This window comes from Pseudomonas sp. 8O (assembly GCF_902506495.1).
Classification (GTDB): domain Bacteria; phylum Pseudomonadota; class Gammaproteobacteria; order Pseudomonadales; family Pseudomonadaceae; genus Aquipseudomonas; species Aquipseudomonas chaetocerotis.
Map to the genome: position 1 here is coordinate 1,558,270 of NZ_LR733265.1, position 17,442 is coordinate 1,575,711.

16 protein-coding genes and 1 tRNA gene are annotated in these 17,442 nt (G+C 62.8%); 7 read left to right on the plus strand and 10 right to left on the minus strand.

All coding sequences use genetic code 11. The features are described 5' to 3' along the window. The first annotated feature begins 38 nt into the window (after positions 1-38). From gpmI to GV002_RS20695, 3 genes are all read left to right on the plus strand, one after another. The gene (gene gpmI / locus GV002_RS20685; protein ID WP_160020126.1) at positions 39-1,571 is read left to right on the plus strand and encodes a 2,3-bisphosphoglycerate-independent phosphoglycerate mutase; all 1,533 of its coding nucleotides are present in this window, start codon (positions 39-41) and stop codon (positions 1,569-1,571) included. A gap of 165 nt (positions 1,572-1,736) precedes the next feature. Next, positions 1,737-2,984, plus strand: coding sequence for a murein hydrolase activator EnvC family protein (locus GV002_RS20690; protein ID WP_160020127.1), 1,248 nt, complete (start codon positions 1,737-1,739; stop codon positions 2,982-2,984). A 172-nt stretch (positions 2,985-3,156) separates the two neighbouring features. Then, the gene (locus tag GV002_RS20695) at positions 3,157-4,473 is read left to right on the plus strand and encodes a S41 family peptidase (protein WP_160020128.1); all 1,317 of its coding nucleotides are present in this window, start codon (positions 3,157-3,159) and stop codon (positions 4,471-4,473) included. Positions 4,474-4,653: 180 nt separating this feature from the next. On the opposite strand, the gene GV002_RS20700 is transcribed toward GV002_RS20695, so the two are convergent. From GV002_RS20700 to GV002_RS20740, 9 genes are all read right to left on the minus strand, one after another. After that, complete coding sequence (locus GV002_RS20700) at positions 4,654-5,409, minus strand: substrate-binding periplasmic protein (protein ID WP_160020129.1); 756 nt, start codon at positions 5,407-5,409, stop codon at positions 4,654-4,656. 133 nt (positions 5,410-5,542) lie between these two features. Beyond that, on the minus strand, positions 5,543-6,298 hold the full coding sequence (locus tag GV002_RS20705; RefSeq protein WP_160020130.1) for a substrate-binding periplasmic protein: 756 nt from the start codon (positions 6,296-6,298) through the stop codon (positions 5,543-5,545). Positions 6,299-6,382: 84 nt separating this feature from the next. Further along, positions 6,383-7,117: a substrate-binding periplasmic protein gene (locus GV002_RS20710; protein ID WP_160020131.1), complete on the minus strand. Its 735-nt coding sequence runs from the start codon at positions 7,115-7,117 to the stop codon at positions 6,383-6,385. 165 nt (positions 7,118-7,282) lie between these two features. Beyond that, positions 7,283-8,053, minus strand: coding sequence for an imidazole glycerol phosphate synthase subunit HisF (hisF, locus tag GV002_RS20715; protein WP_064495061.1), 771 nt, complete (start codon positions 8,051-8,053; stop codon positions 7,283-7,285). Positions 8,054-8,137: 84 nt separating this feature from the next. Next, complete coding sequence (gene hisA, locus GV002_RS20720) at positions 8,138-8,875, minus strand: 1-(5-phosphoribosyl)-5-[(5-phosphoribosylamino)methylideneamino]imidazole-4-carboxamide isomerase (protein WP_160020132.1); 738 nt, start codon at positions 8,873-8,875, stop codon at positions 8,138-8,140. 37 nt (positions 8,876-8,912) lie between these two features. Then, positions 8,913-9,167, minus strand: coding sequence for a DUF2164 domain-containing protein (locus GV002_RS20725; protein ID WP_160020133.1), 255 nt, complete (start codon positions 9,165-9,167; stop codon positions 8,913-8,915). Next, positions 9,167-9,805: an imidazole glycerol phosphate synthase subunit HisH gene (gene hisH / locus GV002_RS20730; RefSeq protein ID WP_160020134.1), complete on the minus strand. Its 639-nt coding sequence runs from the start codon at positions 9,803-9,805 to the stop codon at positions 9,167-9,169. Before hisH ends, GV002_RS20725 begins: the two co-directional genes overlap by 1 nt. Continuing rightward, on the minus strand, positions 9,806-10,399 hold the full coding sequence (gene hisB / locus GV002_RS20735) for an imidazoleglycerol-phosphate dehydratase HisB (RefSeq protein WP_017675949.1): 594 nt from the start codon (positions 10,397-10,399) through the stop codon (positions 9,806-9,808). It abuts the gene before it with no gap. A gap of 146 nt (positions 10,400-10,545) precedes the next feature. Further along, a complete protein-coding gene (locus tag GV002_RS20740) occupies positions 10,546-12,204 on the minus strand; it encodes an OFA family MFS transporter (RefSeq protein ID WP_160020135.1) in 1,659 nt (552 codons plus the stop codon). A 373-nt stretch (positions 12,205-12,577) separates the two neighbouring features. On the opposite strand from GV002_RS20740, the gene GV002_RS20745 reads away from it, so the two are divergent. The 4 genes from GV002_RS20745 (at position 12,578) to GV002_RS20760 (ending at position 16,399) form a co-directional block, all read left to right on the plus strand. After that, positions 12,578-14,803 (plus strand): AsmA family protein, encoded by a 2,226-nt coding sequence (locus GV002_RS20745; protein WP_160020136.1) that lies wholly within the window; start codon positions 12,578-12,580, stop codon positions 14,801-14,803. Next, a complete protein-coding gene (gene mutY, locus GV002_RS20750) occupies positions 14,800-15,867 on the plus strand; it encodes an A/G-specific adenine glycosylase (RefSeq protein WP_160020137.1) in 1,068 nt (355 codons plus the stop codon). Before GV002_RS20745 ends, mutY begins: the two co-directional genes overlap by 4 nt. Further along, positions 15,864-16,136, plus strand: coding sequence for an oxidative damage protection protein (locus tag GV002_RS20755; RefSeq protein WP_099526032.1), 273 nt, complete (start codon positions 15,864-15,866; stop codon positions 16,134-16,136). The genes mutY and GV002_RS20755 overlap by 4 nt, the downstream gene beginning before the upstream one ends. Positions 16,137-16,323: 187 nt before the next feature. After that, positions 16,324-16,399, plus strand: a tRNA-Phe gene (locus GV002_RS20760). A gap of 120 nt (positions 16,400-16,519) precedes the next feature. Here the strand turns inward: GV002_RS20760 and GV002_RS20765 are convergent. After that, positions 16,520-17,431 (minus strand): restriction endonuclease, encoded by a 912-nt coding sequence (locus GV002_RS20765; RefSeq protein WP_160020138.1) that lies wholly within the window; start codon positions 17,429-17,431, stop codon positions 16,520-16,522. Between the last annotated feature and the right edge of the window lie 11 nt (positions 17,432-17,442).

The window sequence follows — 17,442 nt, forward strand, 5'->3', positions numbered from 1 at the left end:
GTTTCATTGCCCCCTCAGACGCAGAGCGAGCCAGTTCAATGAGTGCCACGCCAAAACCCTTGGTTCTGATCATCCTCGACGGCTTCGGTCACAGCGACAAACCCGAGTACAACGCCATCTACGCCGCCAACACGCCGGTGTACGACCGCCTGCGCGCCAACTACCCGCACGGCCTGATCTCCGGCAGCGGCATGGACGTCGGCCTGCCGGACGGACAGATGGGTAACTCCGAAGTCGGCCATATGAACCTCGGTGCCGGCCGCGTGGTGTACCAGGATTTCACCCGCGTGACCAAGGCGATTCGCGACGGCGAATTCTTCGACAACGCCACGATCAACCAGGCCGTGGACAAGGCCGTGGGCGCCGGCAAGGCCTTGCATATCCTCGGCCTGCTCTCCGATGGTGGCGTACACAGCCACCAGGACCACATCGTCGCCATGGCCGAACTGGCTGCCAAGCGTGGCGCCGAGAAGATCTACCTGCACGCCTTCCTCGATGGCCGCGATACCCCACCGAAAAGCGCGCAGCCGTCCATCGAACTGCTCGATGCTGCCTTCGCCCGCCTCGGCAAGGGCCGCATCGCCAGCCTCGCCGGTCGCTACTTCGCCATGGACCGCGACAACCGCTGGGACCGCGTCGAGCAGGCCTATCACCTGATCGTCGACGGCGCTGGCCAGTTCAACGCCGCCAACGCAGTCGAAGGCCTGCAGGCCGCCTACGAACGCGGCGAGAGCGACGAGTTCGTCAAGGCCACCACCATCGGCACACCGGTACAGGTCGAGGACGGCGACGCCGTGGTGTTCATGAACTTCCGCGCCGACCGCGCCCGCGAGCTGACCCGCGCCTTCGTCGAACCCGGCTTCAAGGAGTTCGAGCGCCAGCGCGCGCCGCAGGTCAACTTCGTCATGCTCACCCAGTACGCGGCGAGCATCCCTGCCCCCAGCGCCTTCGCCCCGGAAGCCCTGACCAACGTGCTCGGCGAATACCTGGCGAAGAACGGCAAGACCCAGCTGCGTATCGCCGAGACCGAGAAATACGCCCACGTCACCTTCTTCTTCTCCGGCGGCCGCGAAGAGCCGTTCGAGGGCGAAGAACGCATCCTCATCCCCTCGCCGAACGTCGCCACCTACGACCTACAGCCAGAGATGAGCGCGCCGGAAGTCACCGACAGGATCGTCGATGCAATCGAAAACCAGCGCTATGACGTGATCATCGTCAACTACGCCAACGGCGACATGGTCGGCCATACCGGTGTGTTCGAGGCCGCAGTCAAGGCCGTGGAAACCCTCGACAGCTGCGTCGGCCGCATCACCGCTGCGCTGGAGAAGGTCGGCGGCGAAGCGCTGATCACCGCCGACCACGGCAACGTCGAGCAAATGGAAGACGAGTGCACCGGCCAGGCGCACACTGCCCACACCTGCGAGCCAGTGCCGTTCATCTACGTCGGCAAACGCCCGGCACGCATCCGCGAAGGCGGCGTGCTGGCCGACGTGGCGCCCACCCTGCTCAACCTGATGGGCATGGAACAACCGGCCGAGATGACCGGCAAGACCATCGTCGAGCTGGAATAAAGCGCAAGGATCGTAGCCCGGATGCAATCCGGGGAATCTCACCCCGGATAGCATCCGGGCTACGCGCTACGTTCGCTCTTCTAGCTGCTTGGGGCTTGCAGCTTGCCGCCGGTTTTTTAGGCATACTAAGCGCCATTCGCTACTCCGCCAGGTATCGCCCCGCCCATGCTTCGCATCCTTGCCCTGATTCTGTTCAGCAGCCTGATCGCTCCGGCCATCGCCGATCAGCGCGCCGATACCCAGCGCCAGCTGGAAGCGGCGCGCCAGGACGTCGCCGAGTTGAAGAAGCTGCTGGAGAAACTGCAGCAGGAGAAATCCGGCGTGCAGCAGCAGTTGAAGAAGACCGAGACCGAGATGGGCGACCTGGAAGGCCAGGTCAAGGAACTGCAGCGCGAGCTCAAGGGCAGCGAGCAGGAAATCCAGCGCCTGGATCAGGAGAAAAAAAAACTCCAGGGCGCGCGCACTGAACAGCAACGACTGATCGCTATCCAGGCCCGCGCGGCCTATCAGAGCGGCCGCCAGGAATACGTCAAGCTGCTGCTCAACCAGCAGAACCCGGAAAAATTCTCACGCACCCTCACCTACTACGACTACCTCAGCCAGGCGCGTCTCGAACAGCTCGCCGCGTTCAACGAGACCCTGCGCCAATTGGCCAACGTCGAGCAGGAAATCAACAGCCACCAGGCCCAGCTACAGGCGCAGAAGGCAGGCCTGGATGAACGCCACGCCCGGCTCGCCGAAGCGCGCAAGGAACGCCAGCAGGCCCTGGCCAAGCTCAACCGCGACTTCGCCACCCGTGATCAGCGACTCAAGGCGCGCCAGCAGGAACAGGCCGAGCTGGGTCGCGTACTGAAGACCATCGAAGAAACCCTGGCCCGCCAGGCGCGCGAGGCTGAAGAGGCGCGCAAGCGCGTCCTGGCCGCACAGCAGGCAGAGCAGGCTCGGCCAGGCCAGCAGCCCAGCCAGCCAAGCGGCCCATTGGTGACATCTGGTGCTGTATACGGCGGACCTTTCGCCAGCGCACGTGGCAAGTTGCCGTGGCCGGTCGATGGCCGATTGGTAGCACGCTACGGAACCCCTCGCGGCGGCGACGCTCGTACTAAGTGGGATGGCGTGCTGATCGGTGCGCCCTCCGGCAGTCAGGTACGTGCCGTGCATGGTGGGCGCGTGGTATTCGCCGATTGGTTGCGTGGCGCCGGCCTGTTGGTCATTCTCGACCATGGCAATGGTTACCTGAGCCTGTATGGCCACAACCAGAACCTGCTCAAGAGTGCCGGGGACGTGGTCAAGGCCGGCGATCCCATCGCCACCGTTGGTAGCAGCGGTGGCCAGGAAACATCAGCACTGTACTTCGCCATTCGCCAGAATGGTCGCCCGAGTGATCCGGCACAGTGGTGCCGCGCGCAGGGATAACCAAGTTTTTGAAAAACGTAAGCGAGGCCGGCAAGACAAGGCAAAAACGGCCGAAGAAGCGGAATTTACGAGCTGTAAATGAGCATTCTGAGGCCGTTTTTAACGCAGTATTGCCAACGCAGGTAGTTTTTCAGCAGCCTGGTGGCGCCTAATTTAACTAGGAGTTGTCTTCATGTCTCATCGCTTCCGCCCCACCTGCCTGGCCCTGGCCCTCGGGCTGCTGCTCGGCGCTCCAGCCCTGCACGCCGCCGAGCCTGCCCCCGTGCCGGCAGCTGCGGCGAGCGGCAAGGCCCCGCTGCCGCTGGATGATCTGCGCACCTTCGCCGAGGTGATGGACCGCATCAAGGCAGCCTATGTCGAGCCGGTGAGCGACAAGACCCTGCTGGAAAATGCCATCAAGGGCATGCTCAGCAACCTCGACCCGCACTCGGCTTACCTCGAACCGGAAGCATTCGCCGAGTTGCAGGAGAGCACCAGCGGTGAATTCGGCGGCCTGGGCATCGAGGTCGGCATGGAGGATGGCTTCGTCAAGGTGGTTTCGCCCATCGACGATACACCGGCATCGAAGGCCGGCATCCAGCCCGGCGACCTGATCGTCAAGATCGATGGCCAGCCGACCAAGGGCCTGTCGATGATGGAAGCCGTGGACAAGATGCGCGGCAAGGCCGGCAGCAAGATCGAGCTGACCCTGGTGCGCGATGGCGGTCGCCCGTTCGACCTGACCCTGACCCGCGCGGTGATCAAGGTGCGCAGCGTGAAGAGCCAGATGCTCGAAGACGGCTATGGCTATCTGCGCATCTCGCAATTCCAGGTCAACACCGGCGAGGAGGTCGGCAAGGCACTGACCAAACTGCGCCAGGACAACGGCAACAAGAAACTGCGCGGCCTGGTCATGGACCTGCGCAACAACCCCGGCGGCGTGCTGCAGGCAGCCGTGGAAGTGACCGACCACTTCCTCAAGAGCGGCCTGATCGTCTACACCGAAGGCCGCCTGGCCAACTCCGAACTGCGCTTCAACGCCGACCCGGCCGACGCCAGCGAAGGCGTACCGCTGGTGGTGCTTATCAATGGCGGCAGCGCCTCGGCCTCGGAAATCGTCGCCGGTGCGCTGCAGGATCACAAACGTGCGGTACTGATGGGCACCGACAGCTTCGGCAAAGGTTCGGTACAGACCGTACTGCCGCTGAACAACGACCGCGCACTGAAGCTGACCACGGCACTCTACTTCACGCCCAACGGCCGCTCGATCCAGGCTCAGGGCATCATCCCTGACATCGAAGTGGCGCGCGCCAAGCTCACCCGCGAGCAGGGCAGCGAAGGCATCAAGGAAGCCGACCTGCAAGGCCATCTGGGCAATGGCAACGGCGGCGCCGACCGCCCGAGCAAGGCCGCACAGGCGGCGCGCACAGAACGCCCGCAGGACGACGACTACCAGCTGAGCCAGGCTCTAAACCTGCTCAAGGGCCTGAGCGTCACACGCGGCAACTGAGGCGATACGGCAATACGAAAAAGCCCGGACAACTGTCCGGGCTTTTCATGTCAACGCGCAGTACGGCGATCACCTACCCGTAGGGTGCGCCGTGCGCACCGAGGCAGACACCAGCGTCACGACTGGTGCGCATGGCCCAGGCGGCCCCGCGACAACCCAGGGTTTTGGACCCGGACAGGATTACAGGTAGTTCTCGGTAATCTCGTCGATGAAGCCTTCGCTGCGCAGCTCATCCAGCGCCTTCTGCAGGCGCTGCACCACCTCGTCCGGGGTGTCCTTGTTCAGCGCCAGATACAGCTCGGCATCCCTGAAACGCAGCACGGTATTGAGGCCGGTGACGTCTTCCTGCTTGGCCAGATAACGACCCACCGGGTCGGTGGTAGCCCACAGGTCGATTTGCCCGCGCACCAGCTTCTTCACGTTCTCCTGGTCACGCAGGGCGTTGATCGGCTCCAGGCCCTGGCTCTCCAGGTTCTGGCTGACCGCATCGTTCTTGTAGGCGCCGATACGATACTTGGCAGCGTCCTGCAGACTCGACACCTTGATGTCGTTACCCGGCGCGGCGAGCAACACCCAACCGGTCTTGGCAATCGGGCCGACCCATTTGAACAGCGGCTTGCGCTCCTCGGTATAGGTGGTGGAGAACAGCGCGTAGTTGGGTTTGTCCAGCGTCAGGCGATACAGGCGGTCCCAGGGGAAGCGCAGGGTCAGGGTGTAGTCGATGCCGGCACGCTTGAACATCTCGCGCACGATGTCGGCACTGATGCCGTCAATACCGTCGTCACGGGCGAAGTTCTTGTCGTCCACCGCCATGTTGAAGGGCGGGAAATTCTCGGTCAGCAGCACCACCTTGTAATCCTGCGGCAACTCCGCGTGCGCGGAACCGCAGAGCATGAACAAGGCGACAAACAGGCTTTTCTTCAGAGTATTCAGCATAAGACGTACCGCTCGCATGATTTTGGTTATGGCTAGCGACATCCTTGCATGGGCCCGAGCCCGGTCATTGGCACTCAGTGGCTCTGCCGTCCGTGGCAAACGACCAGCTCTTGGCTGGTCGCGTGTTCGGTGCTTACAGGTAGCTGTTGAGAATATCGTCGACGAAGCCTTCGGCACGCATCTGATCCAGCGCTGCCTGAAGCTTGGCGACGATCTCGTCGGGCGTTTCCTTGTTCAGCGCCAGGTACAGCTCGGCGCTATCGAAGCGCAATACGGTCCGCAGACCGGAGACACCCTCCTGCTTGGCCAGGTAGCGGCCAGCAGGGTCACCCGTGGCCCAGAGATCGATCTGCCCGGCCACCAGCTTGCGTGCATTTTCCTGGTCACGCAACGAGGTGCTGTGCTCCACGCCCTTGTCCACCAGGTATTCTGAGATGGCGTCGCCCTTGTAGGCGCCGATGCGATACTGCTTGGCCTCATCCAGGCTGGCCAGATTGATCGAACTGTCACCCTTGGCCAGCAGCACCCAGTCGTCAGGACCGATCGGGCCAACCCACTTGAACAATTCCTCACGCTCCGGCAGGCGCGCGGTGACGAAGACGCCGTAGCCCGGCTTTTCCAGCGCCAGCTTGTAGATGCGATCCCAGGGGAACCGCAGGGTCAGGCTGTACTGGACCCCGGCACGCTTGAACATCTCTCTGACCACATCCACGGCAATGCCATCGATGTTGTCTTCATGAGCGAAATTCTTGCCGTTGATCGCCATGTTGTAAGGCGGAAAATTCTCGGTAAGCAGGACCACGCTGTAGTTCGGGTCCACTTCGGCGCGCACCGCACCAGCGAGCACCATAAGGGTGCCAGCGAGCGTGATTAGCAGACGTTTGAACATGACATTTCTCTTTCTATGAAAAGGCAGACCGCCTCAGGATAACCGCCGCGCCCTCCCCGGCCCAGCGATTACTGGCAGTGTGCCTCAGTAGCGCGCCTCGATACTCTTCAACGCACCCTCGGCCCGCAACGAGTCCAGTGCACTTTGCAACTTCTGCACCAGCTCGTCAGGTGTCTGCAGGTTGAGCGCCAGGTAGAGATCGGCGGTGTGCAGATTCTGCACCACCTTGAGATTCTCCACGCCCTCCTGGCGCGCGACGAAACGTCCCGCCTGATTGGAGGTAACCCACAAATCGATCTGACCCTTTTCCAGCTTCTTGACGTTTTCGCTATCACGCAACGCCGTCTGCACCTCCAGCCCACGATCGAGCAGGAACTGAGTCTTGGCGTCGCCTTTATAGCCACCGATGCGATAACGCCGTGCATCCTCCAGCGAGCCCAGCTGGATGGCGCTGTCGCCTTTGGCGAACAGCACCCATTCGTTACTGGCGATGGGGCCGACCCACTTGAACAGCTTCTCGCGCTCTGCCGTGCGCGCGGTCGAGAACAGGCCGTAACCGGCATCGCTCAGGGTCTGTTGGTATACGCGCTGCCAGGGGAAACGCAGGATCAGCTGACAATCAAACTCGGCGCGCGCGCAGACCGCGCGCAGGATATCGGCACTGATGCCGGTGACGTTGTCGTCCCGCGCGAAGTTGTTGCCACTGACTGACATGTTGAACGGTGGCAGGTTTTCCGTGAGCAGCACCAGCGACTCTGCGCGCGCGAGGCTCAGACCGCAGAAGAGCGCCAGAATGGTCACGAATCGAAGAAGGAACATGGGGACTCCGTGTCGGAAAGTTCGGCAAGGGAATGCCCTCCGCCAGAAGCAGAGGGCATAGGACTCAGGAATGGTGGGCAATTTTAATCGCATCGCTGGCACTTTGCCGTCGACTCGCCCGCAGCTTTAGATACCTGTCTCGCCAAGCGGTCAACAGGCCAGAACCTAGCGCACCACGATACCGCGGCTGGCCAGGTAGGCCTTGGCTTCCGGCACGGTGTACTCGCCGAAGTGGAAGATGCTCGCGGCCAGCACGGCATCGGCCTTGCCTTCGAGGATGCCGTCGGCCAGGTGCTGCAGGTTGCCGACACCACCGGAGGCGATCACCGGCACGCGCACGGCCTCGCTGATGGCGCGGGTAACACCGAGGTCGTAACCGCTTTTGACGCCGTCCTGATCCATGCTGGTCAGCAGGATTTCACCGGCGCCCAGCTCTTCCATCTTGCGCGCCCACGCCACGGCATCCAGGCCGGTCGGTTTGCGCCCGCCATGGGTGAAGATCTCCCAGCGGCCAGGTTCACCCGGCGCGGAAACGCGCTTGGCGTCGATGGCGACGACGATGCACTGCGAACCGAAACGCGCCGCGGCTTCGCCAACGAACTCGGGGTTGAACACCGCAGCAGTGTTGATCGACACCTTGTCGGCGCCGGCATTGAGCAGGTTGCGAATGTCCTGCACGGTGCGCACGCCGCCACCGACGGTCAACGGGATGAACACCTGGCTGGCCATGCGCTCGACGGTGTGCAGCGTGGTATCGCGGCCATCGACGCTGGCGGTGATGTCGAGGAAGGTGATCTCGTCGGCGCCCTGCTCATCGTAGCGGCGAGCGATTTCCACCGGATCACCGGCGTCGCGGATGTTCTCGAACTTGACGCCCTTGACCACGCGGCCGTTGTCCACGTCGAGGCAGGGGATAATGCGTTTAGCCAGTGCCATGTCGACTTCTCTCGTAGGGTGCGCCGCGCGCACCGATAAACCGTCAGCGGTGCGCGCAGCCTAGGCGGCCGAGCACACCCGCCATTAACCCTTGAAGTTGTCGCAGAAGGCCTGCGCCTCGGCCACATCCAGGGTGCCTTCGTAGATGGCACGCCCGGTGATGGCGCCGATGATGCCGGGCGAACGCGCCAGCAGCAGCTTCTCGATATCGCCGAGGTTGTGGATGCCGCCGGAAGCGATCACCGGAATCTTGCTGGCGGCAGCCAGCGCGGCGGTGGCTTCGACGTTGCAGCCCTGCATCATGCCGTCTTTGGCAATGTCGGTATAAACGATGGCGGACACGCCATCGACCTCGAAGCGCTTGGCCAGGTCGGTGGCCTGCACGCTGGACACTTCAGCCCAGCCGTCGGTGGCAACGAAACCATCCTTGGCATCCAGACCGACGATCACCTTGCCAGGGAACGCCTTGCACGCCTCGGTGACGAACTCGGGCTCTTTCACGGCCTTGGTACCGATGATCACGTAGCTGACCCCGGCGCGCACGTAGTGCTCGATGGTCTCCAGAGTACGGATGCCGCCACCGATCTGGATCGGCAGAGTCGGGTAGCGCTTGGCGATGGCGGTGACCACTTCACCGTTGACCGGCTGGCCTTCGAAAGCGCCATTGAGATCGACCAGATGCAGACGACGGCAGCCACCCTCGACCCACTTGGCGGCCATGCTCACCGGGTCATCGGAGAACACCGTGGAGTCTTCCATGCGGCCTTGGCGCAGACGCACGCAGGCGCCGTCCTTCAGATCGATAGCGGGGATAATCAGCATCGGTTGAACCTGCTCAAGTTTGAATTCGGTAAGGCGCTCAGCTCTTCTCGAGCGCCCAGAGGTCGCTCTCGATGCTCTCGAACCTGTCTTTCAGGTGCGCCTGCACATCGAGAATCGCCTTGTTGTAATAGTGCGGCGCCAGCTCGCGGGTGATCTGGTCGAGGACTTCCTGCACTTCGAAGGTGCCCAGTTGCAGCTCGAAACGCTCGTCGAGAAAGCGTTGCAGCATCAGCAGCGCGGCCTGCTCCTGGGCAGGTTCGAGCGCCAGACTGGGAGCCTTGGCGCGAGCCATTACCAGCGGCCATCCCAGGCGGCGAAGTTCTGCAGCAGCTGCAGGCCATGGGTGTGGCTCTTCTCCGGGTGGAACTGCACGGCGAAGCGCGAGCCCTCGGCCAGCGCTGCGGCGAAGTCCTTGCCGTAGTGACCGCGACCGACCACCTGCTGCGGCTTGCCAGCCTCGATGTAATAGCTGTGCACGAAGTAGAAGCGCGCGTGGTCCGGGATGTCGTGCCAGAGCGGGTGCTTCACCGCCTGGCTGACCTCGTTCCAGCCCATATGCGGCACCTTGAGGCGCTCGCCATCTTCGTTCAGATCCTTGCCGAAGAAGCGCACCTGGCCGGGGAACAGGCCAATGCAATCGACGCCGTCGTTCTCCTCGCTGCGCTCGAGCAGCGCCTGCATGCCGACGCAGATGCCGAGGAAGGGGCGGTCGGCGCTGACTTCACGCACCAGCTCGTCGAAGCCCAGGCGCCTGATCTCGGCCATGCAGTCGCGAATCGCACCGACACCAGGGAACACCACGCGATCAGCCTCGCGGATCACCTTGGCGTCGCTGGTCACCAGTACGCGGCCAGCGCCTACGTGCTCCAGCGCCTTGGCCACCGAGTGCAGGTTGCCCATGCCATAGTCGATTACGGCTACGGTCTGCATTTACAGGCAGCCCTTGGTCGACGGCATCTGCCCGGCCATGCGCGGATCCAGCTCCACGGCCATGCGCAACGCGCGGCCGAAGGCCTTGAACACGGTTTCGATCTGGTGGTGGGTGTTGTGCCCACGCAGGTTGTCGATGTGCAGGCTGACCAGCGCGTGGTTGACGAAGCCCTGGAAGAATTCCTGGAACAGATCGACGTCGAAGTTACCGACCACCGCGCGGGTGAACGGCACGTGCATCTGCAGGCCCGGACGACCGGAGAAGTCGATCACCACGCGCGACAGCGCCTCGTCCAGCGGCACATAGGAATGGCCGTAACGGGTCATCCCTTTCTTGTCACCGATGGCCTTGGTAAAAGCCTGGCCGAGGGTAATGCCGACGTCCTCGACGGTGTGGTGGTCGTCGATATGCAGATCGCCCTTGCACTCGATATCGAGGTCGATCAGACCATGACGGGCGATCTGGTCGAGCATGTGCTCGAGAAAGGGCACACCGATATCGAAGCGCGCCTTGCCGGTGCCATCCAGGTTGATCGAAACCTTGACCTGGGTCTCCAGGGTGTTGCGCTCGACGAATGCCGTACGTTCGGCCATCACCAGCTCCACGAATCACTAACGGAAAAAGGCCAGCATTATAGGCGTGCAGGGGCGACAACGGCTACCGGCGATGGTCGAACGGCCAGAAACGAAAAAGCCCGCGCAGGCGACAGGCCTGCGCGGGCTTTTCCACAAGCACGACGTTACTGGAACAGCACGACGGTCTTCTGCAGGGTGATCCACACACCCCAGGCCAGCGGAATACCCACCACCAGCCAGGCGGCGACCGCCACCGGCTTGCTCGACGGGTCAGCCGACCACTCCAGCTCGCTAGCTGCCGGCGCCGACTTCTCGCCATGGGCGCGCTCGGCGGCCAGCTCGGCCTCGGTCATGAAGTACTTCGGCGCCACCGGACGCACCAGGGCGTTGCAGATGAAGCCCAGCACCAGCAGGCCGGCCAGGATATACAGAGTGATGTCGTAGGCCGCAGCCTTCTCCACCCCGATGCTCAGCTGGTACTCGCGCAGGTAGTTGACCAGCACCGGACCGAGCACACCTGCCACTGCCCAGGCGGTCAGCAGGCGACCATGAATCGCGCCGACCATCTGCGTGCCGAACAGGTCGGCCAGGTAGGCAGGCACGGTGGCGAAGCCGCCGCCGTACATCGACAGGATGATGCAGAACGCCAACACGAACAGCGCCAGGCTACCCAGGTGAGCAAGCATCGGCACCGAAGCGTAGAGCGCGAACCCCAGGCCGAAGAACACGAAGTAGGTGCCCTTGCGCCCGATGAAGTCCGAGCAGGAGGCCCAGAAGAAGCGGCCGCCGATGTTGAACAGACTGAGCAGCCCGGTGAACCCGGCGGCAATGGCGGCGATCTCGACCAGCTGCGCGGAACTGAGTTCGTTGAATGCCAGGTCGACACCGATCAGCTTGCCGGCGAAGACTTCCTGCAGCAAAGGCGAAGCCATGCCGATGATGCCGATACCCGCCGATACGTTCAGGCACAGCACAGCCCAGACCAGCCAGAATTGCGGGGTCTTCCACGCGGTATTTACGTGCACATGCCCCTTGGTGATCATCGCGTTGTTGGCCTTGGCCACCGGCGCGGTCCAGCCTGCCGGCTTCCAGCCAGTCGGCGGTACGCGGTAGGACAGCGCGCCGCCCATCATGAAGATGAAGTAGATCACCGCCATGACCACGAAACTCTGCCAGACACCAACGCCTTCAGCCGAAGCGAAGTGATTCATCAGAATCGCCGCCAGCGGCGCACCGACCATCGCACCACCACCGAAGCCCATGATCGCCATGCCGGTCGCCATGCCGCGCTTGTCCGGGAACCACTTGATCAGGGTCGAAACCGGCGAGATGTAGCCCAGGCCGAGACCGATACCGCCGATTACCCCCGAACCCAGCCATAGCAGCCAGATCTGGTGGGTATAGATACCCAGCGCGGAAATCAGCAGACCACCGCACCAGCACAGCGCGGAAACCACGCCAGCCTTGCGCGGGCCAGCATGCTCCAGCCAGCCACCCCAGATGGCAGCCGAGCAGCCGAGGAAAACGAAGAACAGGGTGTAAATCCAGCCGAGCATGGAAATCTGCCAGTCGCAGTTACTGGCGAAGATCTGCTCGAAGAAGCCCATTTCCGGTACGCAGGCCGTGGCGGCAGTGATGCCGACCGCTTTCGACAGCGGCAACCAGAACACCGAGAAGCCGTAGGCCATACCGATACACAGGTGAATAGCGAGAGCGGCTGGCGGAACCAGCCAACGGTTGAAACCGGGTCGCGCGATGATGCGCTCTTTGGACAGGAATGCAGGCTTCGCCACATCGTCGTCCAATACAAAGGCGTCAGTCATAGAGAGGTCTCTTCTTATGGTTACGAGCAAGCAAGGGCAATCGCATCAACTCGCCGAAGCAAAAGCTTGCGGAGAGTAGCACCAGGGCGCGACAAATCGCCGCGCAAGAAGTCAATTTTTATCAATTCATGCAGATTTCTTGTTTTTTTCGCAAAAACCCAAAAGGCCTCATCTATTGCGTGATAGATGCTGTCGATACACCCCGCCTGCTGCACGCCACAGCGCCGGGGAACCGCTCGAACCTATTCCGATCCAAGCTCGAGCCGATCCCTGCTCACCGCCTCAAGCAGGCGCCTGGACATGACGGCATGACGCTATAATCGGCAGTCGTCTACAAACCGCCATTCCAGCTCTCGAAACCAAGGACCCGTCCATGAAAGCGTTAGGCAAGATCCTGGGCCTTTTCTTTCTCGGCTTGCTGCTGATCGTAGTGGCGCTGCTGTTCGCCCTGACTCATCTGTTCGACCCCAACGACTACAAGGACGAGATTCGCCAGATCGCGCGCGACAAGGCCAACCTCGAACTGCAGCTCAGGGGCGACATCGGCTGGAGCCTGTTCCCCTGGCTGGGCCTGGAACTCACCGACGCCACCCTGGCCAGCGCCGACACCCCGGACAAGCCCTTCGCCGACCTGCGCATGATCGGCCTGTCAGTGCGCGTGATGCCACTGCTGCGCAAGGAAGTGCAGATGAGCGATATCCGCGTCGACGGCCTCAATCTCAACCTGCAGCGTGACGACAAAGGCCGTGGTAACTGGGAAGGCGTCGGCCGCCCGGCCCAGGCCAGCGCGCCGCAGCAAGCACCTGGCGAGCTGGCGCCGAGCGACACCACGCCGCCGAGCCAGCCGAGCGACAAACCGGCCGGCCAACCGGTCAAGCTGGATATCGACAGCCTCACCCTGAGCAACTCGCGCGTTGATTACAGCGACGCGCAGAAGGGTCAGCAATTCACCGTCGAGAACATCGAGCTGAAAACCGGCGCCATCCGCGAAGGCGCCAGCATCCCGGTCAAACTCAGCGCCTTCTTCGGCACCAATCAGCCGGTGCTGCGCGCACGCAGCGAAGTTGAAGGCCAGCTGCGTTTCGACCGCGCGCTCAAGCGCTACCAGTTCGAAGATCTGAAACTGGCCGGCGAAGCCTCGGGTGAACCGCTCAAGGGCAAGACCCTCAACTTCTCCGCCCAGGGCCAACTGCTGGTCGACCTGGCCGCCAACATTGCCGAGTGGAATGGCCTCAAGCTCTCCGCCAACCAGCTGCGCGCCCTCGGCGAAATCAAGGCACGCGAACTGGACAAGGACGCCAGGATTTCCGGCGGGCTGTCCATCGCCTCGCTCAACCTGCGTGAATTCCTCGACGGCGTCGGCGTCGAACTGCCGGCCATGCAGGCCAGCGATGCCCTCAGCCAGTTCGAACTGGTCAGCCGCCTGAACGGTTCGGGCAAGGGCATGATGCTCGAAGAGCTCAACCTCAAACTCGACGGCAGCACCTTCAGCGGCAACCTCGGCGTGAGCGACTTTGCCAAGCAGGCCCTGCGCGCCGATCTCAAGGGCGACAAGCTCGACCTGAACCGCTACCTGCCGCCGAAAACCCAGGACAGCGCCGCTGCCGCGCGCAAGGCCGAGGTAAAGGACAGCATCGCCGGCGCCGGCAAGGACGGCACCACCCCACTGCCCAACAAACCCACCCAGCAGGCCTGGAGCGACGAAAAAGTGCTGCCGGTGGATCAGCTGCGCAAACTCGACCTGCAACTGGCGCTCAGCCTCGCCCAGCTCACCTACGACAAGCATCAGCTCAGCGACGTCAATCTCAAGGCCAATGGCCGTGGCGGCCTGATCACCCTGCAAGAGGCGCGCGGCAAACTGCAGGGCGGCAGCTTCGTCAGCAGCGGGCGCATCGACGTGCGCCAGGCCGAGCCGATGCTCAGCGTGGAAAAACGCCTGACCCGCATACCGCTGGAGCCGCTGCTGAAAAAGGACGATCAGCCTTCGCCGATCAAGGGCCTGCTCGACCTGGATGCCAAATTCAACACCCGCGGCAACAGCCAGAAGGCCTGGGTCGAAGCACTCAACGGTAACGCCAGCTTCGTCCTCAACGACGGCGTGCTGGTCGACGCCAACCTAGAACAGCAGTTGTGCCGTGGCATTGCCACCCTCAACCGCAAGACACTGAGCAACCCACCAACCGGCAAGGACACCCCCTTCCGCGAACTCAAGGGCAGCCTCAGCGTACGCGACGGCGTCGCCCACAACCCGGACCTCAAGGCCCAGGTGCCGGGTCTGGCAGTCAGCGGCAACGGCGACCTCGACCTGCGCGTGCTCGGCCTCGACTACAAGGTCGGCATCACCCTGGAAGGCGACCAGCGCGAAATGCCGGACCCGGCGTGCCAGGTCAACGAGCGCTATGTCGGCATCGAATGGCCGCTGCGTTGCCGTGGCCCGCTGGAACTCGGCGCCAAGGCCTGCCGCCTGGATCAGGACGGCCTCGGCAAGATCGCCGCGCGCCTGGCCGGCAACAAGCTGACCGAGAAGCTGGAAGAGAAGCTCGGCGACAAGGTCAGCCCGGAACTGAAAGACGCACTCAAGGGCCTGTTCAACCGATGAGCCCCGAGCAATTCAACGGCGCCGTGCTGGCCTGGTACGACCAGCACGGGCGCAAGGACCTGCCCTGGCAGCAGGGCATCACGCCCTACCGCGTCTGGGTGTCGGAAATCATGCTGCAACAGACCCAGGTCAGCACCGTGCTCGGCTACTTCGATCGCTTCATGGCCGCGCTGCCGACCGTGAAGGACCTGGCCGAAGCGCCGGAAGACGAAGTGCTGCACCTGTGGACCGGCCTGGGTTACTACACCCGCGCCCGCAACCTGCAGAAGACCGCACAGATCGTCATGCGCGAGCACGGCGGCGAGTTCCCGCGCAGCGTAGAGGCGCTTAGCGAACTGCCCGGCATCGGCCGCTCCACCGCCGGCGCCATCGCCAGCCTGAGCATGGGCGTGCGTGCACCGATCCTCGACGGCAACGTCAAGCGCGTACTGGCGCGCTACGTCGCGCAGGAGGGCTACCCCGGCGAGCCGAAAGTGGCCAAACAGCTGTGGGACGTCGCCGAGCGCTTCACCCCGCACGAACGGGTCAACCACTACACCCAGGCGATGATGGACCTCGGCGCCACCCTCTGCACCCGCAGCAAACCCACCTGCCTGCTGTGCCCGGTGCGCAGCGGCTGCCAGGCGCACCTGCTCGGCCTGGAAATCCGCTACCCGGTGTCCAAACCGCGCAAGGCACTGCCGCAGAAACGCACCCTGATGCCGCTGCTGGTCAACGCTGCCGGCGACATCCTGCTCTATCGCCGCCCCTCCACCGGGCTATGGGGCGGCCTCTGGAGCCTGCCGGAACTGGACGACCTCGCACAACTCGCAGACCTTGCCCAGCAGCAACAGCTCGCACTCGGCGAACGCCGCGAACAGGAAGGCCTGACCCACACCTTCAGCCACTTCCAACTGGCCATCGAACCCTGGCTGATCGAGGTAACCGAACAGCCAGGTCGCGTGGCCGAGGCCGACTGGCTCTGGTATAACCTCGCCACCCCGCCGCGCCTGGGGCTCGCCGCCCCGGTGAAGAAGCTGCTGAAACGCGCGGCGCAAGCCATTACCGCTGGAGAACCGACATGACCCGCACCGTACAGTGCCGCAAATACAAACAGGAACTGCCCGGCCTGGATCGCGCGCCCTACCCCGGCCCCAAAGGCGAAGACATCTTCACCAACGTGTCCAAGCAGGCCTGGGACGAGTGGCAAAAGCACCAGACCATGCTGATCAACGAGCGTCGCCTGAACATGATGAACGCCGAGGACCGCAAGTTCCTGCAAACCGAGATGGACAAATTCCTCTCCGGCGAGGAATACGCCCAGGCCGAAGGCTACGTACCGCCAAGCGAATAAGAATGCTTGTGGGAGGGGCTTTAGCCGCGACAAGGACTGGTATCCCCACACACCAGCCGTCGGCTCTCGAGCGCGGTGCGCACGGTGCCCCCTACCCGTCACGAGCCTAAGCGCCCGAAATAATTAAATATTTTTCAAACCCGCGCTTGACACTGATCCTTCAAATCCGTCTAATAGCGCCCCGTTGGCCCAGGTAGCTCAGTTGGTAGAGCAGGGGATTGAAAATCCCCGTGTCGGCGGTTCGATTCCGTCCCTGGGCACCATATACAGACTTCAGATGGTTTAAGTACCTTCTGAAGGCAATAAAAAACCGGCCTTTGAGCCGGTTTTTTATTGCCTGCGTTTTCACGGGAAGCCGCTTAAGCCCAGCTCTCTCGTCACCGTCACTCTTCAGCGAAATAGTCGCTGTCGAGCTGCTTCACCTCGTACACCTGCTTGACGCTCACCCCCAGGTTGTTCTCCACCATCAGGCGCGCCAACTCAACGCCGTCGATCAGCACCACTTTGATATCCAGCCCCAAGGCCGCTTCGCGTGCGCCCGTGGAGAAGTCCGAAGTGGTTATGAAAACGCCCTTGCGAGCTCGCTGGCGCGTCAGAGCACCGATGAACTTGTCGATTTCGGGCCGGTGTACGGTGTTGCTCCAGCGCTTGGCCTGCAGATAGATCACGTCAAGGCCAAGCTTGTCTTCCTTGATGATGCCGTCGATACCATCATCGTTGGTGGCCTGGGTCGCCTTGCCGGCTTCCTTGCGCGAGCCGCCGTAACCCATGGCCAACATCAGATCGACCACCAGTTGCTCGAAGAAGCCTGGCGTCGCCGCCCGCACCTGCGCCAAAAGCTCATCGGCCAGCGACTGCACAAGAGCCTGATGAGCCTCGACCAATTGCTCATCCGGCGTCGTCTCTGCGGCATCGAGCGCCAAAATGGCCGGTGCATCAGCAGCCTGCGGCTTGGCGGTATGGAAGTCGGCGAACTCAGGGAATTGCTTCAACCAGCTCACAGTGATGCGCTGCGGACCGCTGAGAAGGGTATCCCGGCCACGCGCGGTAATCTGCACCATGCCCTTGGCCGGAATACACAACAGGCCGGCCTTGTTCAGGTAGGTACGCGCCCAGCCCACACGGTTGTTGATCACCGTCTGATGGCCTGAAGGAAGGCGCTCCTTGCGCTCTTCCTCGGTCAGCTGAAAATGCTCGGCCACGCGCTCACGCAACTCGTTGAGCGGCAGCGGCGCACCATCCTGCACAGTGGCCAGCACGGGGCGCATCACGCTCTGAAAATCCGGAATTGCCATCTCTACTCCCT